Below are 22987 nucleotides of genomic sequence, written 5' to 3'. Positions count from 1 at the left end.
TTGCGCGCTCATGCGGTGATGGTGGCCACGGGTGGCGCTTGCCAGTTATTCAAAACCAACACCAACGCCAAAATCAACACCGGCGACGGCTTGGCGATGGTGCTGCGCGCGGGCTTGCCGTTGCAGGACATGGAGTTCTGGCAATTCCACCCGACCGGCGTGGCGAACAAAGGCATGTTGTTATCGGAAGCGGCGCGCGGCGAAGGCGGCGTGTTGCGTAATGCCGACGGCGAAGCCTTTATGGTACGTTATGCGCCGCATGTGAAAGATTTGGCGTCGCGGGATGTGGTGTCACGCGCCATTGCCATCGAGGTGAAAGAAGGACGCGGCTGCGGCCCCAATAAAGACCATGTGTTGCTGGACTTGACCCACCTGGATTCGGAAATGATTAAAAAGCGTTTGCCGGGCATTCGCGATATCGGCTTGACGTTTTTGGGCTTGGACATGTGCGACGATCCGATTCCGGTGTATCCGACCGCGCATTATATGATGGGCGGTATTCCAACCAATTTCCACGGTCAGGTGCAGACGTTGGATGAAAGTGGTCAGGCCGTCAGTGTGCCGGGCTTGTATGCGGTGGGCGAATGCGCTTGCGTGTCGGTGCACGGTGCGAACCGTTTGGGCGGGAATTCTTTGTTGGACATCGTGGTGTTCGGGCGGGCCGCCGCCAAGGAAATCGAGCGGGTGCTGAATTTGCAGAAGTCCGACCGGAATTTTGACCGCCAATTGGATTTGACGCCGGTCGAAGCGCGGTTGAATAAATGGGAAGCCCCGGCGCATGAACGCAAGGAATCCATTGCCACTATCAAACACGATTTGCAAGCCGCCATGCAGGAAGGTTGCGGCGTTTTCCGTAATCAGGAGTCGATGCAGGCGTTGATTGAGGCTTTACAACTGATTCAACAGCGTTTGGATGAAGCCGTGTTGCACGACCGCAGCCGAGCGTTCAACCTGGAACGCATGGAAGCGCTGGAGCTGGAAAACCTGATGACGCTGGCGTATGCGACCGTGCATTCTGCGATTGAACGCACCGAAAGTCGCGGTGCCCATTCCCGCGTGGATTTTACCGAGCGTGACGACGAAAACTGGTTACAGCACAGTCTGTATTTTCTGGACGGCCATCGCCTGCGTTATAAGCCGGTGTGTGTGACACCTTTGACCGTGACCGGATTCGAACCGAAACCACGCGTGTACTAACAGAAGGACAAAACCATGCGATTTTCCATTTATCGTTACAACCCGGAAGTCGATGACCAGCCTTACATGCAGGATTATGAATTGGCGGATGCGGCGATTCGCGATGACATGATGTTGCTGGAAGCGCTGGATAAACTGCGTGAACAAGACCCGACGCTGGCGTTTCGCAGTTCCTGCAAGGAAGGCGTGTGCGGGTCGGATGGTATGAACGTGAACGGCGAAAACCATTTGAGCTGCATCACGCGGCTGTCCGAATTACGCGACCCGGTGGTGATTAAACCCTTGCCGGGGTTGCCGGTGATTCGCGATTTGATTATTGATATGGAACTGTTTTACGATCATTACCGTGCGGTGGACCCTTTTCTGAAAGCGACCAGGCCTGGGCAAAATGTCGATTTGGATCATGAATTTCTGCAAAGCCCCGAAGAGCGCGAAAAGCTTGACGGAAGCTATGAATGCATTCTGTGCGGCTGCTGCGCGACCAGTTGCCCGTCTTTCTGGTGGAACCCGGATAAATTTCATGGCCCGGCGGCCTTGCTAGCCGCCAGCCGGTTTGTGGTGGACAGCCGTGACATCACCACGCTAGAACGCCTGGAAAGCCTGGACGATCCGTTTAAGACCTTCCGCTGCCGTAATATCCAGAATTGCACCGCCAGTTGCCCCAAAGGGTTAAACCCGAGTCAGGCCATCAATGAACTGAAAAGCTTGATGATTGAAAAGCCATTGGATTGAAACGCACATGACAGAGCCATCTGAAGATCGGTTTTTGCAATGGAAACGATTGCAGTTCAATTGTCGGCGCGGCCATGCCGAAGTGGAATATTTGCTGTCGTCCTACTGTCAGCACCTAAATCCACAGAACCCTAGCCCACAGAACCCGCATCACAGTGATCAAATGGATGACTTGGAGGCGTTACTTTCAGAAAGTGACCAAACCCTGTTTGAATGGTTGTTGCAGTCGGACGCCACCGAATCACCAGGCCTGGTGAAAATCCCCGAAACCTTCCAGCCGCTGATTCAAGCGATTCTCAGTTACAACCGTAGCTTGGTTGTCTGACCCCACGATAAAGGAGCGAAAACGCTATGTCGGATTACTTGGGTTCTTGCCTGTGTGGCAGCGTACGATTTGAGGTCAAGGGCGATTTCGACCGCTTTTTTCTGTGCCATTGTCATCATTGCCAAAAAGATACCGGGTCGGCGCATGCGGCCAATTTATTTTCGTCATCCGCCAAGCTCACTTGGCTGGCAGGTGCCGAGGCGGTGACCTCGTTTACCCTTCCGGGTACGCGCCATACAAAAAGTTTTTGTCCGTTATGTGGTTCCGCCGTGCCAACCATTCAAGCGGATGGGGGGCTTGTTGTGCCCGCTGGCTGTTTGGACACGGACATCTTAGTGCGACCCACCGCGCATATTTTCACCGCCAGCCGAGCGGCTTGGGAGGATGGATTTGCCGAGCTTCCCGCGTTCAAAACACTGCCGGAGTAAGATATAATGAATTTGTGCTATTTCAGCACAAACTACAAACTTTTGAAGTATTCGCGTTAGCACTTTAATGGCACAGATGTTTGCCGGATTTGGCTGGAAAAAATATGGCGTTTATTAAATTTTCAACTCAAAGCTTCCCAGAGAAAGAGCGATTGGCGGCGGCGCAGGATATTTATGCGGCGATTGCAAACATTGAATTGCGCACACCGAACAAACACATTCCGGTCATTGAAACGCAGCTTCGGCTGTTACCCGGCATTTCAATCGGTTGGGTGAAAACGTCGCCCATTATTGTTCACCGAAATAAGCAACACGTTCAAGACGGCAATGACGATTTTTCGCTGTTGCTTAACCCGCGAATGTCCCCCTCAGGACGTTCGGCATGGAAGGCGTCCATTGCGCAAAAGGGAGACATCAAATGTGTCCCCGGCATGGGCTGCTTCAGCTACAACGATCGCCCGGGGATCATCACCTTTGAAGGTGAACAAACCTACATGCTGAACATAAAATTGTCGCGCACGCTGTTTGAACCGCTGATAACAGGTTTTGAACGCTCTCGCTCTCATCAACCGATTTTAGATCAGGAGGTGCTGACCCATCTTACGCGTGCATCACGCCTCCTTATGGACGACAATCCGGCTGAGCCTATCAATATCCTCGCCCAGACCAATCAGCTCATCGACTTGGCGGCCTTAGCGATGGGCGCACACTCGGATTATGCCATTCATGCACGCCAACATGGCTTAAAGCAAGCGCGGATGGCGGCGGTGAAGGCCGATATCAACATTCACTATTATCGTGGGGACTTATCGCTTGACTGGGTTGCAAAGCGTCATGGCATCTCGCCCAGTTATATCCGTGCCATGTTTGATGGGGAAGAAACGAGCTTTACCGATTATGTGCTGAATGTCCGTCTTCAGAAAGCCTATGATTTTCTCACCAGTCCTGACTTTGTTTTTATGCCGATTACCGAGATTGTTTACAAAGTGGGCTTCAATAATCCTTCCTGGTTTTATCGTGCCTTTAAAAAGCGTTTCGAGTTTGCACCAAGCGACATCCGCGCGCTCAAAACCACCGAATCCTTGTAATCACCAGGCCTGGTGGTTTTACCAGACCTGGTGGTTTTCTTTTTTAATTTTTTAAAGTGGCGCTCAGTGGAGGTCAGCTTCGATGTGAGTCACTAAACTAGCCATGTAAACGTCTTTACGTCAAAAATTTGGAGAACACCATGAATATCGCATCTTCGTTCAAATCAGAAAAATGGGTCCTGCTATCGGGTCTGGCTTTGGCCATTTCGGCGCTGGTTGTCGGCTGCCAAAGCGATAGCGATTCGTCATCGAATACGTCATCGAATACATCGCCCACCCTCAGCTTAAAGAGCCAGGCGGCCACCAAAGTCAAGCAAGGCGACACGACTTATCAACCACCCGAAGCCATTGCCTTGGATCAAGAAGATGGCGATTTATCCGAGCACATAGTGGTGAGCGGCGACAGTGTCGATGTGCATACGCCAAACACCTATCGGCTGCGTTTCAGCGTTCAGGATTCGGATAATAATCTCAGTAAGCTAGTGCATACCGTGCGTGTGGCCGACTTTGGGGCGCGTGATTCCAATTTCGGCACCAATGGTCTGCTGAAGGTGCCAAGAACGATTTTTGGCTACAGTCTCAGCCAAGGCACTAACGGCGATATGTTTGTCGCCGGAACCAGCGAGACGTATTCGATGAGTCTCTCTAAATACAACTCATCGGGCATCGCGGATACCGGTTTTGACTCAGACGGCCAAGTCATTTCCGACCTGGCCGATTCTTCCGGCATGGCAAGTCACGTTGACGCGAATGGCGCGATTTATGTCGCTGGGGATTATGGCGGTCGTAGCCCTGAGCAGATTGCGGTGTGGAAGTATCAGCCAGACGGTCAGCTTGATACTCGGTTTGGCCTTGACGGCGTTCGCTTTTATGAGTTCCCGCACCACACTTGGCCTTCCACCAACGACATGGTCATGGATGATGAAGGCGCTCTGTATCTCACCGGTGAGCAACATTCTCTCGACGGGAGCAATCTGTTTGTGCTTAAACTGAAATCCAATGGCGATGTGGACGCCACGTTCGGCTCGGCAGGCCTGGTGGTTTTCAATAGTCGTCAAAATGAACGCGGCGAAGCGATTGCACTCGATTCTGAGCAAAACCTTTATGTCGCAGGCTATTCCGGCGGCGCGGGTGCCTTGTGGAAGCTGGATAACACCGGTCAACCGGTGAATGACTTTGGTCGTTCCGGCCAGGTGACCTTTTCACAAAAGGACTCCAATGCGCGATTCAGTGATCTCGCCATTGACGACAATAATGCGATTTATGTGACCGGGGATCTGTATGTGGGCGGCGTGGGAGATGAAATGCTGCTGTTGAAATACGACTCGCAAGGTAACTTAGCCCAAGACTTTGGGCAGCAGGGCGTGGTGGCTTTTAACAGCGATGTCGTTGCGGTGGATGGTTTGGAAGAATCGAAAGGCTCGGCCATTAAAGTGGCACAGGATGGCACGCTGTATATTGCCGGAGACATCAACCACAACGAATCGATTGCTGTGTGGCATTACGATACAAAAGGGCAGCTGATGCCGCATTTTGGCGATCAAGGCCTGGTGATTTATCCGCTCGATATCAGCTTTAGCGAATATGCCAGAGACATTCTTGTGGATGAAGACGGTCATGCCATCTATGTCACCGGTAACACCGGCAGCGTCAAGTCAGGGGATAGACAGGGCTTTGTTTTAAAGCTGATCAACTAAGCGAGAAAATGATAAATTGAACAACTGAAAGTCAATATCTGGATTAAGGCAATCCGCTTATCAAAAGCAATGTTTAAATTTTTCGAAAAGGAATCATATCAATGACATTTTCAAGCTTAAGGTCTTTGGCCGCGCTTTTCGCCATGACCGTTCTCATCTCGGCCTGTCAATCGAGCAGTAACAGCGATTCTTCAACCCAGCAAAAACTGGATAAAATGGTCGATCAGCAGTGGACAGACTTCAAACAGGAGCACGCATTTTCCAAGGGCGGCATGGGTGTACGTTTGCTCACCCCAAACGGCGATTATTTTGTTCATCAAGGGTTTGAAACTAAGTCTGAAACCGAAACGCTTAAATCGGCCACGATTAACACTCATTTCCGTGGCGCGAGCACCGCAAAAACCTTCACCGCCGCCGCGATTATGATGATGCATCAACAAGGGTTGCTCAATATCGACGACACCTTGGACATGAACATTCCTAAACGAGCAGAACCGTATTTGCCGGATACGGCTGGCAATAATATACCCTACAAAGACAGCATCACCATTCGCCAACTGTTGCAGCACCGTGCAGGGGTGTTCGATGTGAAAAATAATCCGATTCCGGAGGACGTGGATCAACCCTATGCGGGACAATATTACGCCGACTATGTTATGAACACCCTTGGCGAGGATCACACCTTTACTTTGGAAGAGTTTATTGCCGTTGACGCGGTCAACCAGTTGTCATCCAATACACCTAATGCGGAGTTTCATTACAGCAACACTGGCTATGCCATACTGGGTAAAATTATCGAGCGCATCAGTGGCCTGAGCTACAGCGAGTATATTCAGCAAACCTTTTTAGAGCCACTGAATTTGAATGACACTCGCTTTCCCGATCTGGGAACGGATCAAGCCCTCCCCGAACCCTATGTTGAAGGCTACACGATTGTCGATGACGAGGAGTTAGAAACCACCTTCATCAATCTGTCGGCTTCAGTGGCTGAAGGCAATATTATGACCACCCCGGAAAACCTCACCCGATGGTTACACTTATTACAGACTTATAAAGCCGGTCTCAATAAAGAAACAGTGAGCATGATGAATGATGTGATACTGACCGGTGAAGCGCATTACGCCTATGGACTCGGTATTACTTTCACCGAAGGTCTGGGCTATGGGCATGACGGCGCACAAATGGGCTATTTAACGACCATGCGCTACGACCCGAAAACCGATGTCACCGTGCTGGTGTTCACCTCGGCCATTTTAGCGGATGAACGTTTTATGGATCACGCCATGTTATTAGTGGATGTCGCGAAAGACGCCAAATCCATCGTTGGGTACTGACCTTGAAGGTCGGCAAGAAGGTTTTTTGGGCACTTTCATAAATCCACCAGGCCTGGTGGAAATGCCCGATGATATGAAACCGCTGGTTTAAGCCATTCGTATCTTTCAATGGGACAGCCGTGCGTTGGATCCCATTGATAAAAGTGTTGAAACCTTAAAAAAATTCATAAATTAGCTCCCTCTCGCTTTGTCCCTTGACTCCACAAGGAAATTTTTTCAGTCGGCCATCATCGTGGTGTCGACACGTCTTCAGGAATTCCCTGTGAAAACAAGGTTCTGTGCGATCATGGTGCAAGATTATGAAATTTTCGGTTTAGCAGCCGTCTTTGTCGGCGGCCAGGAATTTTTCAAATTCCTGGGCGGGCAGGGGGCGTGAACAGAGATAACCTTGGTACATTATTGACCACCAGGCCTGTGATTTTGGGAAAATTTGGGAAGAGCAATGAATATTAAAGCCGAAAGTTAAAATAGTTTTAGCACGGCCAAAATAATCCCTGTTTGCGCTAACATTAAGGCTAATATCCATTTAATCATTTCTACTTTTGCCTCAGCAATGTGTGCTTTTAATTCAACAATGTCTTGCTTGGTCGCAAGCTGTTGGTCTAATAACTTAGCCATTTCTTCAGCTTGCGCTTCGGCTTGCTCTTCAGTAAACCCAACCGAACGCATTCGTTTAGCATAGGCTAAAGTATCAAAGGTAATCGCCGACATTTTTATTCTCCAAAATTTAAATCATAAAAAATATTTTAACAGAACGCCGCATAAACCCTTAAAAAATTAGAAACCGATGTCATGTATTTAAATAGGTGGCTGTGTAATTTTAATGCCTAGCTCGAATGTTTACCTTCGGTTCTTCGATTCATGAATTTGTGCTGAGATTGCGCAGTGCATTGGTTTCGGTACTGGCTACGTCTACGACCTTGATCGCACCTAGAGCCGTTTATGTTCATGTTCGTCTCGTGCGCGGAGGACGGTAACGTTGGCCGCGAGGTTAGCAGCCGTCTTTGTCGGCGCTCAGGAATTTTTCAAATTCCTGGGCGGGCAGGGGGCGTGAACAGAGATAGCCTTGGTACATTTCACAACCGTTGGCGCGCAGATAATCCAGTTGCCCCTGTTCTTCAATGCCTTCGGCGACCACGTTGAGTCCGAGCGTGTGGGCGATTTTGATAATGGTTTCAATGAAAATGGCACCGGACTCGGTGTCGTAGTCGTCTATAAATGTCTTATCGATTTTCAAGGTGTTGATCGGAAATTTCTTTAAATACGCCAGTGAGGAATAGCCGGTGCCGAAGTCGTCCAGTGAAATGGAGACGCCTTTTTCCCGGATGGCGGACAGCACATGAATATTCTGTTCGGAATTTTCCATAAATTGCGATTCGGTCATTTCCACGTCCAGCTTGCTGGGATCAATGCCGCTGGATTCAAGCAGTGCATTGAACTTGGCTTCAAACGCATTGTTCACCAGCTGCACCGGCGACAGATTGACCGAAATGGTAAAGTCGCCAACGCCTCGGTTTTTCCAATCCAGCTGTTGGGCCACGGCGGTTTTCAGAATCCAGTCGCCTAATGGCACCATCAGCCCGGATTCTTCCGCCACCGGTATAAATTGATCCGGAGGAATCAAGCCTCTTTCCGGGTCGTTCCAGCGAATCAAGGCTTCGGCACCGATGACGGTTCGTAAACTTGTGAGTGTTTTGGGCTGGTAATAAAGTTCGAATTCATTGCGCGCTAGGGCTTTTTCGAGGCGGTTTTCCAGTTCGACTTCTTGTACGAGTTGTTGATGCAAGGATTCGGTAAAGAAGCGGTATTGGTTTTTGCCTTGGTTTTTGGCTTCGTACATGGCGATGTCGGCGTTTTTCATCAGGCTGGTGATGCTGTCGCCGTCTTTGGGGTAGAGCACCACGCCGACACTGGCGGAAACCTTAACCGGATGGTTGTCCACCAGATGCACTTCGCTGATTTTGTCGATGACGCGCTGAATAATGTGGATGAGCTTGTGTTGATTGCCGTGGTGGTTGACGACGATGACGAACTCGTCGCCGCCGACGCGGGCGATGATGTCGTAATTGCGTAAGACTTGTTGAATCAGTCCGGCCACATTGCACAGCAGTTTGTCGCCCACTTCGTGGCCGAGGGTGTCGTTAACGGTTTTGAAGTTATCGAGGTCAATAAACATCAGCGCAAATTCGCGCCCATTGCGATTGTGTTCGGCAATCAGCCAGTTAAGCCGTTCATTCAGGTGATTGCGGTTGGCCAGGCCGGATAGATCATCGGTGCGTGCCAGTTGGTAGAGTTGCCGTTTTTCGTCTTCCAGGCGGGTAAACGTCTGAATCATTGAGGCGCGAATGTATTCCATTTCCTGCAATTTGAAGTGGTGTGGCACTTTGGATTGATAGTAAGCGTATTGGCGCAGCAGTTCCAGTGGGTGGGTCACAAATCGCTTCAGCATCCAGCCGAATAAAACGAAGAGTGCCAGCGGAATAAGACCGAAAAAAACCAGTGAATTACGGGTGTTTTGAGTGAAGTAATTTTCAACATAGGGCTTGTTGACGTACAGATACAGTGACAGCTTGGCGCGTTTGTTTTGCACAAAATAAGAGATTTCGGTTTTGTAAATGTTGTGGGCTTGCAGTTGGGTGGCGCTTAAATGATCCAGCTTCGTTTGCACCTCAACCATTGGCGGCACTGTTTGAATGTCGTTTTCGGTGGTGAGCAGAACCTGCTGTCCGGAGGCAATCATCATGGCCGATACCAGCGGGTTGTTGGCGACCTTGCGGTGCAAGAAGGATTTAAAGGTGCGAATCTGCTCGACGGAATCCATTTCATTGGAAATGACATAGGCGGTTTCCGACAAGTCATGGCGGATGATTTCCATAATCAGGTCGGCTTTTTTATGCTGATCGTTTAAAAAATAGTAGAGAAAGATGCTGGAAAAAACCGTGATCAGAAAAAGCAAAGCGGTGATGAAAAAACGATTGATGGAGATCACGGCAAGGCTGCTCCCGTGGCAAAATTCATGTCATTCATACGCTGTTTTAACTCGGGAGACAGATCCTTATTCAACCATTGAATGGTGTTCAGGCTGGCCTGAAATTCGTCGAAACTGGGGGATTCCAGATAGGGCTTGACCTGCTGGTAATAGCTTTCCGGGTCTTGGCGCAACGCCTCCAGGGCGCGGTTAATTAACGTTTTTAGCGCCAGAAATTGGGGTTTGTGATCCAGATAATCTTCGCGTGTGGTGTAAAGCGCATCCACTACCAGCAGGTTCAGACCGTCCGCAGTCGAGTCCAGTGTTTCAAAGCCATTTGGTTTCAAGGCAGAGTCATAAGGAATGTAGGTGACCGCCAGGGTGGGGTTTGAGGCTTCGTCTGTGGCCGATACCATTCGTAATTGATCGGTGTTAATGTAGTTAAAATCCAGGTTTCCCAACCCATTTTGGCGGACGAAGTCTTGAAAAACAGGGGTGTTGACACTGTTGATTTCCAAATAAACATCCACTGGTTGGGTCAGCGTTTTCAGTTCGGCAAGCGAGCGATTGCCCATCACCATGTCCCCGCCGTCCGAGCGATCAAACAGAATGATGGGAAACAGATTGGGATTTTTCTCATGCGCCAGCTGGTACTCGTATTGCGTGCCGGAAAAGGCATCAAAATCCGCAGTTTGATACAGATGCAGGCTTTCGCCCAACGAGACCACGGTGGCCAGCTCTATGTCGTGTTCGGCCAGCCAGCCTTGTTCTTTGGCATAAAATAACGGACTGTAGCCAATCCAAGCATTGGCAATGAGGTTGAGGCGTTTATCTTGCGGCGAGCTGCAGCCGACCAGCCCGACAAACGCAATCAGAAGCAGGTATTTGATTGAGGTTTTCATGGAGTGAGTCAGTAAATTTTTCAATTTTTAAAATTAAATTAATCCTATCATAAACGTCTGAGCCTAGCCCGAATGTTTCACGAATTTGTGCTGAGATTGCGCAGGGCATTGGTTTCTCGACTTACCCCTTCGGGCGTCGAGTTCTTTGTTTCACAAGGAAATTTTCGAAGAAGTGTCGACTCCACGATTACGACCGACTGAGAAAATATGGCTTGTGGAATCAAGGAGCAAGCAAGGTCGGTGCAAATTTGTGAAATATTCGGGCTAGGATAGAAAATCTTGGGCGTGGTTGGGAGCTCTCATCCTGACGCTACACTCGCTCAGTCAGTGATTTGGGTTGCTGTCCGGTTTCGAGCAGAAATGCAAGACAGGTGTCGGCCGACATGGGCTTGGCATAGTAATAGCCCTGGATGATGTCACAGCCTAAGCTTTCAAGGTACTGGACTTGACGTTCGGTTTCAACGCCTTCGGCCACCGTTTTGAAGTCGATGGCTTTGGCCAGCGAGATAATGGCGTCGCAGACTGCCATGTCTTCCGCATCCACGCCAATGTCATCGACAAATGATTTATCGATCTTCAGCGTTTGCAACGGGTATTTTTTTAAGTAACTGAGGGAAGAATAGCCAGTGCCGAAATCATCAAGTGCTAAATTGAGGCCGAGTAGACGCAGTTCTTTCATTAATAATAACGTTTTGTGCGGTTGCTCCATGGCAATGCGTTCGGTAATTTCCAGCTCCAGTTGACTTGGCTCGACTGAGGGGTGATCTTTTAAGTGTCGGGTGATGCGTTTTAAGAAGTCGGACCGGTTTAATTCCCTCGCCGAGATATTGACCGACAGACACAGGCGGATGTTTTCTTGTTGTAACCGCACTAAGAACCTCAAGGCTTCCTGTAATACCCAGTCGGTCAGGGTAAGGATAAAATCCGTTCGTTCGGCCAATGGGATAAATACCTCCGGTGATAATTCGCCCAATTCAGGGTGTTTCCAGCGGATTAAGGCCTCCAATCCGACAAATGTTTGTTCTTGAAGGGAGTGTTGCGGTTGAAACACCAGATAAAACTGGTTGCGCTCAATGGCATAGCGCAATTCCGTTTCAATACTGACGGTTTGGGTCAGGGTATTTTCCAGCTCGTTGCGGAAGGGGTAAACACTGTTTCGGCCTTGTTGTTTGGCATGATACATGGCCAGGTCAGCATGCTTCATTAACGTGTTGTAATCCTCCGAGTCATCGGGATAAAAAGCGATGCCAATCGAGGCGGAAATATGCAACAGTTGCTCGTGAATGAGATAAGGCTCGGCTAGGCTGGAAACGAATCTCTGACCTAAATCCAGACTGTTGGGCTGGGTTAAATTCGGAAATAATACGGCAAATTCATCGCCACCCAGACGCGCAAGGGTATCTTCGGGGCGAATGAGTTCTTTCATGCGTTGGGTGACTTCTTTTAACAGTAAGTCCCCCATGTCGTGGCCATGTATGTCATTGACTTCTTTAAAGTAATCCAGATCAATAAACATCATGCTGAAAGATAGGGGGGTGCGGCGTGATTCTGCGATCAGCTGTTCAGCTCTTTCGCGGATCAGCAGACGATTGGCCACACCGGTTAGAGGATCATAAAACGCGAGGCGGCTGATTTCCTCTTCGGCTTGCTTTTTATCGCTAATATCATTGAAAACGCCGAGATAATTGAGGATGTTCCCCTGATTGTCCTTGATAACGGAGACCGACAGTTGCTGAGGGTAGATTTCGCCGGACTGGCGGCGATTCCAGATTTCTCCACGCCAATAACCGGTTTCATGCAGGGTTCGCCAAAAATTTTGGTAGAAGGCTTTATCATGTCGACCCGAAGCCAGGCAGCTTGGGTTTTCTCCTAAACAGTCTTTGGCGGTGTAGCCCGTGATTTCCTCAAAGGCGTGGTTAACGGAGACAATGTTGGCTTTCGGGTCGCAGACCATCAAACCATCCTGGCCTTTTGAAAAAATTTCATTGGACAGGTTGCGTTGTTTTTCCAGTTCGATCTGCTCTGTAATGTCGTAGGTGATGCCGGCGACGGCATAAACCTGTTCGTTCTGATCGAAGAGTGGGAATTTATCGGTTAAAAAGTGCAGAACGCGTCCGTCTTTTTGGAGGCTTTCCTGGGTCTGGATGGCCTTGCGCTGATGAAAGACCGTCATGTCCTGTTGATATTGGTGATTGGCTTCCTGAATGGACATCAATTGCTCACGACTTTGTCCGATAAGTTGCAGGGCGTTTTCACAGTCGAATAATTCGGCGGTTTTTTGATTGGCCAGTAAACAGAGACCGTCACGATCAAAGGCATAAATGAGGACGGAACTGTGGTTCAGAACTTCTTGAAACATGCGCCATTCTTTCTGACGCTCATACTGCGCGGTGAGATCGATAAAGCTGGCGATGAACTGTCGTTCGCTCGTGGAATCCAATGATTGGTGCACTGGCATTAAGCTGACTTTAACCGGAATGGTTTTTGGCGGGATGGCAATTTCAAATTCGGCCGACAGGATTTCATTGATTGTAGGGTCGTTTAATCGGTTGAATAACCATTGACCATTGGTTTTGCTCAGAAATCGATAAATGGAGTGGTTTTGTAAATGGCGAGTGGTACGGTGGGCAAACAGTAATTCAGCCTGCTCGTTGCTTTCTAGGATGATGCCGTTTTGATCGATGAGCATGGCCGGAATCGGCAGGTGCTCAAACAGTTTTTTATACTGAACCTGTTGTTGCTCAAGCTTTAGATGGGTGTCTTGTAATTGCTGATTTTGCACTTCCAGCTCCGCCAGATACACTTGCATTTCTTCCACAAGGTGCGCCAGGTTTTGCTGTGAGAGTTGTTCGGTATCCGCCAGGCCTGGGTTGTTTTTCAGTAGGGCTTGGGCGCGTTGCCGCAGCGTTTTTTTGTCGGAATCATTCATGATTGAAGGGTTTCTTTTACCGGTGGATGACACCAGTCAGTAATGTCGGTGTGGCTGACAACCACGGCAAAATTCTGCTGATTGGGAATGGGGTTCACATTCATGACAAACCATTTTCGCGCCTCAGGGGAACCGATGGAATAGCCCAAGCTGAAGCGCGCTTGTGAACCATCCAGCACAGATTTAACGCCTTGATGGGCGGTTCTTTCGGTTGTTTCGTCGTGCTTAAAACGCGTTTTGCAAACGTCCAGATAGTTCGACCCGGTGCCGTGATATTTGAGTTCCGCATCACCGTTATGCTTGGCAAAACGGGACCAGGCCTGGTTAATGAGCTGAATTTCGCCGTCCGGCGATAGCACCGCAATGTGTTCCGGCATGGCATCGATCAGTGCCTGCAATCGTTTGCCGTCATTCAGAGCCGTTACATCAATGAAACTGGCCACGGCACCGTGCTTGTCACTGGATGGAATCTGGTAGGGTAAAATCCGCAGTAGGTAGCTTTTTTTGTTTTGGTGAATCAGGTCGGTTTCAAACGGGCGTGCGGTTTGCAGGGTTTGTTCGAAATAATCGATGAGTTTGTCGTTATCAAAATTATGGTGCAAGTCGCCTAATGGTCGCCCAATGTCGGAATCCCGTAATTTAAACAACCCAACGGCATCCGGGCTGAATCGGCTGATATTGAGGCGGTGATCCACAAAAATGGTCGCCACACCCACGGCTTTCCCCATGGTGTCCAGATCCATATTTAATTGATTCAGTCGCGACACTTTTTCTTGGTATTCAGCATTGACGGTATTGAGCTCTTCATTGACCGATTGCAACTCCTCGTTGGAGCTTTGCAGTTCTTCATTTGACGCCATCAACTCTTCATTGGTGGCCTGCAATTCTTCATTTGAGGTTTCCAGTTCTTCAATGGTGGCTTGTAAGCTTTCTCGGGTGGCGGCCAACTCCTGCTGCAAGACTTCAATGCGAGCGGAGGTTTCATGGTCTAGATCCAGCGGCTCTTTAAAGGCATTGTCGGGCAGGGTTTCCAAGCGTTCGAATAACACCAGCGCAAATTTTTCCAGCTCATTTGTGTGGATGGGGCGCACGCAGACACGCAGCAAGTGCAAGGCTTCATTGTCGAGTTTGACTTGAAGCTGATCCGAATAAAACACCTTTTGATCTTTCAGCGCTTTGAACAGCAGGGCGGATACCACCGAAATCAAGCCTTCCGGCAGAATGCGGGTGATTTCCATGCTGGCGGCACCGGAGCGGACTCGGTAGAACGGTTTGACATCGCCGTACAGGTGAATGATTTCAGAATGCTCATTGACTAAAAATCCTGGGGGCGAATAGGCTTTGATCAACTGGTGGCTGGTTTCGTCAAGTAAAGAAACTTCGCTGGTTTCAAGTAATGAACGCTGTGCCTCTATTTTTTTAGGGTGAGGCGTGTAAGCCAGCATTTTGTTACGATCGTTATCCAGTCCGAGAAGGGGCAAGTTGACGGAATTTCGTTTGAAAATCTTGCTTTTCGCATGGGCAATATCAAAGCCTTTTGCAATGCTGGCAATGGATTCGCTTGAACCGAGAAACAGATAGCCGCCGGGTCGCGTGGCATATTGCAGGCGTTGCAAGGCTTTGTTTTGCGGTTCCGCTTTAAAGTAGATTAGGGTGTTGCGGCAGGTGACCAGATCCATGCGGGTAAAGGGTGGGTCGGCGAGCAGGTTGTGTTTGGCAAACACCACCACCTGGCGCAATTCCGGCTTTACAATGTATTCATTGCCGGACTTTAAAAAGAATCGCTGTAATCGTTCGGCGCTGACTTCGGCGGCAATGGATTCCGGATAATGACCGGCGGCAGCCAGTTCAATGGCTTGCGGGTTGACGTCCGTGGCAAAGAGTTTGAGGTTGGGCCATCGGCGGACGTGTTCAAAGGCCTCAAAAAACAAGATGGCAATGGAATAGACCTCTTCGCCACTTGAAATGCCGGCGCACCAGATGCGAATGGTATTGCCTGAGTCGCAGTTCCGTACAATGTCTTCAACGGCAATTTTCTGCAAATCGTCAAAAGCGGGTGTGTCACGAAAAAAACGGGTCACCGGAATAAACAGCTCTCGGCGCAAATTCGCTAGCTCCGAACGATCAATTTCCAGTAGGTTGGCATAGTCTTTTAAGTTTTGAATATGCTTCACCTGCATCCGCCGCTCGATGCGGCGCGTCACGGTGGCTTGTTTGTATTCATTGAAGTCAACCCCAGCGGTTTGCGCCAGGTAGTGGAAGATGATATTGATCGGGTCATCGTCGTTGAATTCGGCATCGAGTGCTTCATTCGAGGGTTTTGTTGGCTGGTGCGGGTTTTTAATGTAACTCAATAATCGTACGGCCAGCTCATCAGCCGCTAAAATATCGTCCACCAGCCCGGTGGCGATCACACTATTGGGCATGCCGTTAAATTTGGCTTCCTGCGGGGATTGCGCCAATAGAAAACCACCGGCTTCGTTAATGGCGTAAGCGCCGCGCGTCCCGTCCGAGCCAGTGCCCGATAGAATCACTCCGATGGCTTTATCACCGTATTCTTCGGCCAAAGAGGTGAAAAAAATGTCAATCGGTAAGCTCAGTACATGGGGTTGCTTCTGAGTCAGTAAAAAGTGACCGCCGACCACGCGCATAATGGTGCCGGCGGGAATCAAATACACATGGTTCGGGTTGATGAGCATCCCTTCTTCAACCAGTTTGATGGGCATGGACGTGTAGCGTCCGAGCAGATCCGCCATCATGCTTTTATGGTCGGGGGAAAGGTGTTGAATGACGATAAACGGCAGACCCGTGTCGGCCGGGCAGGCCGAGAAAAATTTCTCTAAGGCTTCCAGTCCGCCCGCCGAGGCACCCAGCGTGACCACAAAGCCTTGATATTTTTCTGTCGAATCATTGGGTTCATGGCGTGACATAGTAAAAGTTCGCCTTGTTCAGAGTGTTTTGATAAAGAAAAATGGACGTCGGGTTTTAGCCCCATTTCGTTTTGAATGGGGTGAGCGCTTTCCACGGATTTTCGTAAAGCCTAATATTAACCGAGCGGATAAAGTGATGTTGTTCATTTAATTGACCTGCTGTTTATTGAAAGGCGTCATGGGGGCTGTTTTCGTAGTGAGTGGCTAAAAAACGGAAAAGGCTTTGATCAGTTTTTGAGCGTTGCTCGGCTCCTCCCATGAGTCGGTATTATCAAGATCGATTGTTTGGAAGTGCTTTTGCCGCTGAATTTGCAGTTGTGAGGATGCTGGACGCCCTGTGTTTAAAATGTGTGCGAGTTGTTGTTTTCGCACGTCTGGTGAAATGTTTTCGACTCGCATGGCCCAGCTTGGGAAGTCGCGGAAGGTTAAGGGGATTTTGAAAACCAAGCGTACTCTGTGGTGTCGGGCATCGGACTGAACGCGTTTAAACAGGCTTTCAACCACGTCAGCTTCACCCTCGATAACCTGAAAAAATATGCCGTCATTGTATATCAACAAGCCTGTTATGCCGTTGGCTTGGTTGAAGCTCACGGCCTGTTTTTGCAGTGAACTCAGTGCCTCAGTGGTCATTAATTGACGTGCGGTACTGCTGTAAGCAATTTGTATCATTTTAATTCCAGATTATGCACCAATTGGTTATGTACATTTAATGTGTGCATGGTTATGATTCAAAAACTATGGATGATATTTATCAAGTTCGTCGAAAAAACGCTCAGCTTCTGGTCGATTTTATTGGCAACAAGACACTGTTTGCGGAAGAAATCGAGCGTTCTTCTACCCAGGTCAGTCGGCTGATGGGGGTGAACCCAACGCGCAATATCGGCGAAAAGCTGGCGCGTCACATTGAGCACAGTTTTTGTCTGCCAAAATTCTGGCTTGATAATCCGCACGATTCGGCTGACGAAATTAATCCTAATCTTCATAATATCAATCAAGACAAGTACGAGCATCTGCACGAGATTCTGTGCGAGCTGTACCAAGCCACCATTACGCGCCAAGTTGATGAAAGCACCTACTTGCTGATGTTAGACGTGATTGAAAACCACCGTTCCCTATAGGTTTTACCAATTGGTTCAGATTCTAAACAAAAAAGTGTGATTGTGAAAGGCGTTATGGTTGCTGGGCAATAGAAATTTTGAATGTGTGTATTAATTTCATTGATGCGTTGCTGTGGGCGGTCGGTCTCCCTAATGATGCCCCTTCAGAAAGTATTTAACCCGAAGGTAAACTTCGGGTTCGCATGAGACATCTGAACGTTATTTGATCGAAAATTGTTTCGAGTAGCCTTCCACATCTTTCGACATGCGTCTGATTTGTTCGCCGGAGGTATTGACCGATTCGTTGCCTTTCACCACTTGATCGGCTTCTTTTGTGATCTGTTCAATCTGTTCGCCAATCATCTGCACCGCCTGCTCGTTTTCACGAATGGAGCCTTGGATGTGTTCGATGGCAAGAGTGACGTCTTTGGATTTCACTTCCAGGTCGCCCACGGCATCTCCCGCGGTGTGCGCCAGTTGCACGCCTTGCTGCATTTCGTCAATGCTGCTTTGCATGTCTTCACCCACTTTGTGAATCATGTCGCGAATCTGCGTAATCACTTTGGAGATCTGCTCGGTCGATTGTGAAGTGCGTTGCGACAGACCGCGCACTTCATCGGCCACTACGGCAAAGCCCCGTCCGTGTTCTCCTGCCCGCGCCGCTTCAATGGCGGCATTGAGTGCCAGCAGATTGGTTTGTTCGGCAATGTCTTCAATGGTGCTGACAATGCCACCAACGTTATGCGACATATTTTTTAAGTCTTCAAAGTTTTGAGTGGCTTGGGAGATGCGGTGCGCCATTTCACTCAAGCTGTCGGCGGAATCGTGAACCGTTTTAGAACTGTGGATGGCGGCTTGCATGGATTCCGTTGCCAGACGGTGCACTTTTTGCGAGTGTTCGGAAATCTGCTCCATGGCGCGGGTCAGTTCTTCTACGGCCACGGCGACGTTCTCGGTGGCTTCTTTCTGGCTGACCGCGGTGGCGGTCACTTGATCGCTTTGTTGGTCGAGATTGACGGCGGCCGAGCTGAGGTGTTCGGCGTCATACCCCAAGTCGTAAATCAATTCGCGCAAACGGGTTTGCAGTTTGGCGAGGGCGTTCATCATACGACCCGATTCGTCCTGTGCCATGACAGGGGTATCAAAGTTCAGATCGCCTTCCGCGATTTGTTCGGCAATGGCGACGGACTTTTCCAGTCGTTTGGACAGCCCGGTGGCCAGTAACCAGACCGCCGCCAAGGACGCGATAATGAGCAGCACCAGCAAACTTTGTACAATCCAAAAATGATGCCCTATGGTGCTTGAGACATTCTTCAGTGGGATGGCGACTTCTAACGCGCCGCGCACATCGTTGAGTTTCCAATCGGTTTTGGGGGAGGCTGGATGGCTGTTATGACAGTTGACACAGGATTGTTCGCTCATAATGTCCGCCACAGCGTAACGGAAGACCGGTTCGTCATCCATATATTCAATTTTAAAATAAGGGGTATTCGGTTGTTGAATCAAAGCCGCCAGCGCGTTCGCTTCAAAGCCGTCGAGTTTTGTTTCCGCTTCGGTGCGGAACGTAAACGGGTCTTGACTGAAGAGGCGCAACTTGCCGCCGTCACCGCTCATATTGCCCAAGGCGCGCATAAAGCTGGCGGGCAGCGGTAGATTGAGGCCGGTTTCTTCATGGCTAATGCCCAATCCGGCTTTTTGCGCTACTGGGATGACGTGTTCGGAGTAGAACTTTCGCGCGTTCTGAGCATTGCTGATGCTGGATTCGGCCGCCGCTTTACCGGCTTCCAGAATCACTTGATCGCGCAAGGTCAGGCCTTGCTGCCAAAGCAATGTCAGCACCAACATCCAAATAATCAGCAGCGGTAAGAAAATTTTGAGTTTTAACGGCCAAGCCGCCAGAGTTTGACCCAGTGACCAGAAGCGACCTTTTAACCCTTTGGGGACGACACGCCCTTGGTCAAGATGAATGTCGGCACCGTCATTCATTTGCTCGTAAAGGTCTTCAGCTTGATGGATTTCGTCTTCCGTTGGTTGGGTGCGGAAAGACAAGTAGCCACCGTTAATGGGCACGGCGGTGGCTTTGACCCAATAATAATCGCCGTTTTTGCGCCGGTTTTTGACAAAACCGCGCCAGACAAGCCCGGACTTGAGGGTTTGCCAAAAGTCACGAAAGGCTTCTTTCGGCATAAACGGATGGCGCACCATATTATGCGGTTGCCCGATCAGCTCTTGGGTAGAGTAACCTGAGGCGGTTTCAAAGTCCGGGTTGACTCGGGTGATGGTGCCGTGTTGATCGGTTCGGCTGATAATGGCGGTTTGTGACCCGAGCTTGTATTCTTGACCTGCGTTTGAGCGAGACTGTTTCATAGCACCCTTCCTCGTATCGTCCTTGATTGGCATTGGTTTTAATGACATTTGCTTATTCTATAGTGAGATGGGAACTTAAGAGCAAATAAAGTGCCATGTTTTTAAAGGTTTTTTGACAAAATGGCGTTTTCGCCTTTGCAGCGGGGATGACGCCTTCTTTTTGGACGGGATTTTTGGATGCGAGGAAGGGGTTGTTAAGAGGACTTGGGCGTCACAGGGGTCAGGTAGCGTTCACGTTTTTTGGGGATAATTTTGTCGATTTCCACCAGAATGAGGCTGTCAATGCAGTCGCTGAAGTCGGGGTCGGTGCTGAAGTCGATAAAGCGGCACCCGCCCGGTTCGCAGAGTTCGGCGTATTGTTTAAACAGTGTCGGGACTTTGACGCCGAATTCGGTCAGCAGATGATTCAGTTTTTTATAACTGTCTTTGTAGTCACTGTGGAATTCGTTTTCCGCCAGTTCCAAAATGTCGGGCGACGGCACGAAAGGGCGTTTGCCAATAGCCAGATCCTGATGGGAGCCGAACTGGGCATTGAAAAAGGCCACAATCAGTTCTTTGGCGCGCAACGGGTAAGCATCCGACAAGCTGACCGGTCCGAAGAAATAGCGGGTTTCCGGGTGACGAGCCACATAAGCGCCGATGCCGTACCACAGATAATCCAGACTGCGCTTGCCCCAGTAACGTGGCTGCACGAAACTGCGCCCCATTTCCAATGCCTTGGGCAGATAAGGTTCGATTTCCGGTTTCAAGTCAAATAAGGTGCTGGTGTAAAGCCCGTCCAGGCCGTTTTTCTCAATGATTTTTTGGCATTCGCCAATGCGGTAGGCGCCAACGATTTCCAAGTCTTCTTCGTCCCACAGCACCAGATGGCGGTAGTCGGCATCGTATTTGTCCAAATCGAAGGCATCGCCGGTGCCCTCTTCCACAGTACGGAAGGTCAGTTCGCGCAAGCGGCCGATTTCGCGCATTACGGGCGAATCGGCCTCGTAATCGAATAAAACGATTTTCTTGCCGTCAACGGTTTCGCCGAGGGGTTCGCCGTTTTTTAAATCCTGTTTCAGCGCCTTGCGGTCCACTGGATGCGCGATGGTATTTTCGGTTTTAAACGGCAGTTTTTCCAACGCCTTGGCCGGTTGGTTAAGGCGATAAATGTGCTTGCGAAAATGTTTGGTGATTTTCGTCAAAGGCCAGTCACAATTGGCGAGCGACTTCCAGGGAATCATCGGTCCGACATGAAACGCGATCTGCTGGTCGCTTTTATTGAACATTTCCTTGACCAGCATCAGCGTGCCCAACGGCTTATATAAAGTCGATAAACCATAAAACAAAGCGGAATTGCGGGCGTCGATGTAAATCGGCAAAATCGGCGATTGGGTTTTCTTCGCCAGTTTCAGGAAGCCGTTTTTCCACTTGCCGTCGCGCACACCGTTGGGACGGATGCGTGAGACTTCGCCCGCCGGGAAAATAATCACCGCCTCTTCGTTTTCCAAGGCCTCAATCATGGTTTTGAACAGGGCTTTGTGGTTGGCCTTGTCGGACATATTGTTCACCGTCAAGAACAGCGATTGAAAGGGTTCGACATTGGCCAGCAATTCATTGGCGACAATGCGCACGTCTGGGCGAATGCTGCGGATGAATTTCAGCAACGCCAAGCCGTCCAGCGAACCGATCGGGTGGTTGGCGACGATGACCACGCGCCCTTCGGCCGGCACATTGTTAAAAGACCGGTTGTTGACTTGGTAAGTGAAGTTATAATGTTCCAAGCTTTTGTCGAGGAAGGCAAAGCCGCGCAGATGTTTGTTTTCTTCAATGAACCGGTTGATTTCGTTTTCGTAAGTGAGCTTTTTCAGAAATTTAATCAGCTGTTTGCCGCCCGGCTTCTGGTTGAAATCGGGGTATTTTTCGAGAATCGTCTTTTCAATGTCCAGCATGAAATCACTCTTGTGAAATAGTCGGGGGTGGTCACTCAGAAGGCCTGCAGTCAGTCTAATGTTATTATTTTGCGCGGCTTGATAGACAATGATATGACATTTGTATGAGTTTCAAATGACGGTTATATAAAATTAATATGACAGGGTGTCCCGTGTGATTTCGCTCAGTTTTTACGATTTGGCCGGTTTATCGGTGATGATTTTGCTGCTTGGGCTGTTACTGTTGTTAAACGGCTTCGAGCAAACACGCCAGCTTTGGGTGGCGTCGGCACGCATGGTGGTGCAACTGCTGTTGATGGGTGTCTGGTTAAGCTGGGTGTTCCATGCCGACAGTGGGTTGCTGGTGGCGTTGGTGTCCATGGTGATGCTGTTGTTTGCCGGTTATGAAATTCTCAAACGGCAGACCTACCGTTTTCAAACCAATGGGTGGGTTTCCGGCTCGTTTGTGGTGGGATTGTTGTCGTTGTCGATGACGGCTTTGGTGTTGACGATTTTCTCGCTGACGCTGGTGATTCAGCCGCAACCCTGGTACGAAGCGCAATACGCCATTCCGCTGCTGGGGATGATTCTCGGCAACAGCATGACCGCCATCGGCCTCGGCTTGGATACCTTGACCAAAAGCGCCGTGAAGCAGAAAGCGCAAATCGAAGCGCAACTGGCCTTGGGTTACACCGCCAAGGAAGCGCTGATGTTCCTGAAAAAACAAAGCCTGCACACCGCGATGATTCCGGTCATCAATATGCTCGCCGCCGCCGGCATCGTGTCTTTGCCTGGCATGATGACGGGGCAAATTCTGGCCGGGATCGACCCAATGGAAGCGGTCAAATACCAAATCATGATTATGTTTCTGATTACGGTATCCACCGCTTCGGGCGTGTTAATTGCCTTGTGGCTGGCGCAGAAAAAGCTGTTCGACCCACGGATGCGCCTGAACCTGTCACAGTTGGTGAAAAGCTGAAAACAGAAAAACACCCACACCCTAAAGGGTATAAAGACCTGCTTTTCTTCGAAAGCTGTCGGATTTGACAAGGCGCGTTATAATAACCTTAAAGCGCGCTCAGT

At 49.6% G+C, this 22987-nt stretch carries 17 protein-coding genes; 9 read left to right on the top strand and 8 right to left on the bottom strand.

Features of this window, described 5'->3' with window-relative positions:
• From ACP5D0_RS04215 to ACP5D0_RS04185, 7 genes are all read left to right on the top strand, one after another.
• Window positions 1-1197 (top strand): FAD-binding protein (locus ACP5D0_RS04215; RefSeq protein WP_472364338.1); only part of this gene is annotated, 1197 nt, incomplete at its 5' end.
• Between the two features lie 15 nt (window positions 1198-1212).
• The gene (locus ACP5D0_RS04210) at window positions 1213-1929 is read left to right on the top strand and encodes a succinate dehydrogenase iron-sulfur subunit (protein WP_472364337.1); all 717 of its coding nucleotides are present in this window, start codon (window positions 1213-1215) and stop codon (window positions 1927-1929) included.
• Between the two features lie 7 nt (window positions 1930-1936).
• Window positions 1937-2254, top strand: coding sequence for an FAD assembly factor SdhE (locus tag ACP5D0_RS04205; RefSeq protein WP_472364336.1), 318 nt, complete (start codon window positions 1937-1939; stop codon window positions 2252-2254).
• A gap of 26 nt (window positions 2255-2280) precedes the next feature.
• A complete protein-coding gene (locus ACP5D0_RS04200) occupies window positions 2281-2682 on the top strand; it encodes a GFA family protein (protein WP_472364335.1) in 402 nt (133 codons plus the stop codon).
• A gap of 104 nt (window positions 2683-2786) precedes the next feature.
• Window positions 2787-3770, top strand: a complete 984-nt coding sequence (locus tag ACP5D0_RS04195) for a helix-turn-helix transcriptional regulator (RefSeq protein WP_472364334.1) — start codon at window positions 2787-2789, stop codon at window positions 3768-3770.
• Window positions 3771-3910: 140 nt separating this feature from the next.
• Window positions 3911-5467: an immunoglobulin-like domain-containing protein gene (locus tag ACP5D0_RS04190; protein ID WP_472364333.1), complete on the top strand. Its 1557-nt coding sequence runs from the start codon at window positions 3911-3913 to the stop codon at window positions 5465-5467.
• A 101-nt stretch (window positions 5468-5568) separates the two neighbouring features.
• The gene (locus tag ACP5D0_RS04185; RefSeq protein WP_472364332.1) at window positions 5569-6801 is read left to right on the top strand and encodes a serine hydrolase domain-containing protein; all 1233 of its coding nucleotides are present in this window, start codon (window positions 5569-5571) and stop codon (window positions 6799-6801) included.
• Between the two features lie 462 nt (window positions 6802-7263).
• Here ACP5D0_RS04185 and ACP5D0_RS04180 read toward each other — a convergent pair whose 3' ends face one another.
• The 6 genes from ACP5D0_RS04180 to ACP5D0_RS04155 form a co-directional block, all read right to left on the bottom strand.
• Entirely contained in the window at window positions 7264-7512 is a 249-nt protein-coding gene (locus tag ACP5D0_RS04180; protein WP_472364330.1) for a hypothetical protein, read from the bottom strand.
• A 280-nt stretch (window positions 7513-7792) separates the two neighbouring features.
• Window positions 7793-9790, bottom strand: coding sequence for a putative bifunctional diguanylate cyclase/phosphodiesterase (locus ACP5D0_RS04175; RefSeq protein ID WP_472364329.1), 1998 nt, complete (start codon window positions 9788-9790; stop codon window positions 7793-7795).
• The gene (locus ACP5D0_RS04170; protein WP_472364328.1) at window positions 9787-10671 is read right to left on the bottom strand and encodes an ABC transporter substrate-binding protein; all 885 of its coding nucleotides are present in this window, start codon (window positions 10669-10671) and stop codon (window positions 9787-9789) included. Before ACP5D0_RS04170 ends, ACP5D0_RS04175 begins: the two co-directional genes overlap by 4 nt.
• A gap of 310 nt (window positions 10672-10981) precedes the next feature.
• Window positions 10982-13600 (bottom strand): EAL domain-containing protein, encoded by a 2619-nt coding sequence (locus ACP5D0_RS04165; RefSeq protein ID WP_472364327.1) that lies wholly within the window; start codon window positions 13598-13600, stop codon window positions 10982-10984.
• The gene (locus ACP5D0_RS04160) at window positions 13597-16530 is read right to left on the bottom strand and encodes a chemotaxis protein CheB (protein ID WP_472364326.1); all 2934 of its coding nucleotides are present in this window, start codon (window positions 16528-16530) and stop codon (window positions 13597-13599) included. The genes ACP5D0_RS04165 and ACP5D0_RS04160 overlap by 4 nt, the downstream gene beginning before the upstream one ends.
• A 204-nt stretch (window positions 16531-16734) precedes the next feature.
• Complete coding sequence (locus ACP5D0_RS04155) at window positions 16735-17199, bottom strand: BLUF domain-containing protein (protein ID WP_472364325.1); 465 nt, start codon at window positions 17197-17199, stop codon at window positions 16735-16737.
• Window positions 17200-17267: 68 nt separating this feature from the next.
• Between ACP5D0_RS04155 and ACP5D0_RS04150 the strand changes: the two genes are divergently transcribed.
• Complete coding sequence (locus ACP5D0_RS04150; RefSeq protein ID WP_472364324.1) at window positions 17268-17648, top strand: hypothetical protein; 381 nt, start codon at window positions 17268-17270, stop codon at window positions 17646-17648.
• A gap of 198 nt (window positions 17649-17846) precedes the next feature.
• Here the strand turns inward: ACP5D0_RS04150 and ACP5D0_RS04145 are convergent, their stop codons facing one another.
• On the bottom strand, window positions 17847-19994 hold the full coding sequence (locus ACP5D0_RS04145; RefSeq protein ID WP_472364323.1) for a methyl-accepting chemotaxis protein: 2148 nt from the start codon (window positions 19992-19994) through the stop codon (window positions 17847-17849).
• A 194-nt stretch (window positions 19995-20188) separates the two neighbouring features.
• Complete coding sequence (gene olsF / locus ACP5D0_RS04140) at window positions 20189-21925, bottom strand: bifunctional ornithine lipid synthase OlsF (RefSeq protein ID WP_472364322.1); 1737 nt, start codon at window positions 21923-21925, stop codon at window positions 20189-20191.
• A 154-nt stretch (window positions 21926-22079) separates the two neighbouring features.
• Here olsF and ACP5D0_RS04135 point away from each other — a divergent pair, with 154 nt between their 5' ends.
• Window positions 22080-22883, top strand: a complete 804-nt coding sequence (locus tag ACP5D0_RS04135) for an ABC transporter permease (protein WP_472364321.1) — start codon at window positions 22080-22082, stop codon at window positions 22881-22883.
• Window positions 22884-22987 lie beyond the last annotated feature (104 nt).

Source organism: Hydrogenovibrio sp., assembly GCF_049975065.1.
GTDB lineage: Bacteria > Pseudomonadota > Gammaproteobacteria > Thiomicrospirales > Thiomicrospiraceae > Hydrogenovibrio.
Note: the sequence above shows the minus strand (reverse complement) of the source record. Positions and strands in the feature narration are given on the sequence as shown.

What these genes read in the sequence shown, in the direction of transcription:
- ACP5D0_RS04210 (WP_472364337.1), top strand. Translation starts at nt 1,213, where the DNA reads ATGCGATTTTCCATTTATCGTTACAACCCGGAAGTCGATGACCAGCCT.
- ACP5D0_RS04205 (WP_472364336.1), top strand. Translation starts at nt 1,937, where the DNA reads ATGACAGAGCCATCTGAAGATCGGTTTTTGCAATGGAAACGATTGCAG.
- ACP5D0_RS04200 (WP_472364335.1), top strand. Translation starts at nt 2,281, where the DNA reads ATGTCGGATTACTTGGGTTCTTGCCTGTGTGGCAGCGTACGATTTGAG.
- ACP5D0_RS04195 (WP_472364334.1), top strand. Translation starts at nt 2,787, where the DNA reads ATGGCGTTTATTAAATTTTCAACTCAAAGCTTCCCAGAGAAAGAGCGA.
- ACP5D0_RS04190 (WP_472364333.1), top strand. Translation starts at nt 3,911, where the DNA reads ATGAATATCGCATCTTCGTTCAAATCAGAAAAATGGGTCCTGCTATCG.
- ACP5D0_RS04185 (WP_472364332.1), top strand. Translation starts at nt 5,569, where the DNA reads ATGACATTTTCAAGCTTAAGGTCTTTGGCCGCGCTTTTCGCCATGACC.
- ACP5D0_RS04180 (WP_472364330.1), bottom strand. Translation starts at nt 7,512, where the DNA reads ATGTCGGCGATTACCTTTGATACTTTAGCCTATGCTAAACGAATGCGT.
- ACP5D0_RS04170 (WP_472364328.1), bottom strand. Translation starts at nt 10,671, where the DNA reads ATGAAAACCTCAATCAAATACCTGCTTCTGATTGCGTTTGTCGGGCTG.
- ACP5D0_RS04165 (WP_472364327.1), bottom strand. Translation starts at nt 13,600, where the DNA reads ATGAATGATTCCGACAAAAAAACGCTGCGGCAACGCGCCCAAGCCCTA.
- ACP5D0_RS04160 (WP_472364326.1), bottom strand. Translation starts at nt 16,530, where the DNA reads ATGTCACGCCATGAACCCAATGATTCGACAGAAAAATATCAAGGCTTT.
- ACP5D0_RS04155 (WP_472364325.1), bottom strand. Translation starts at nt 17,199, where the DNA reads ATGATACAAATTGCTTACAGCAGTACCGCACGTCAATTAATGACCACT.
- ACP5D0_RS04150 (WP_472364324.1), top strand. Translation starts at nt 17,268, where the DNA reads ATGGATGATATTTATCAAGTTCGTCGAAAAAACGCTCAGCTTCTGGTC.
- ACP5D0_RS04145 (WP_472364323.1), bottom strand. Translation starts at nt 19,994, where the DNA reads ATGAAACAGTCTCGCTCAAACGCAGGTCAAGAATACAAGCTCGGGTCA.
- olsF (WP_472364322.1), bottom strand. Translation starts at nt 21,925, where the DNA reads ATGCTGGACATTGAAAAGACGATTCTCGAAAAATACCCCGATTTCAAC.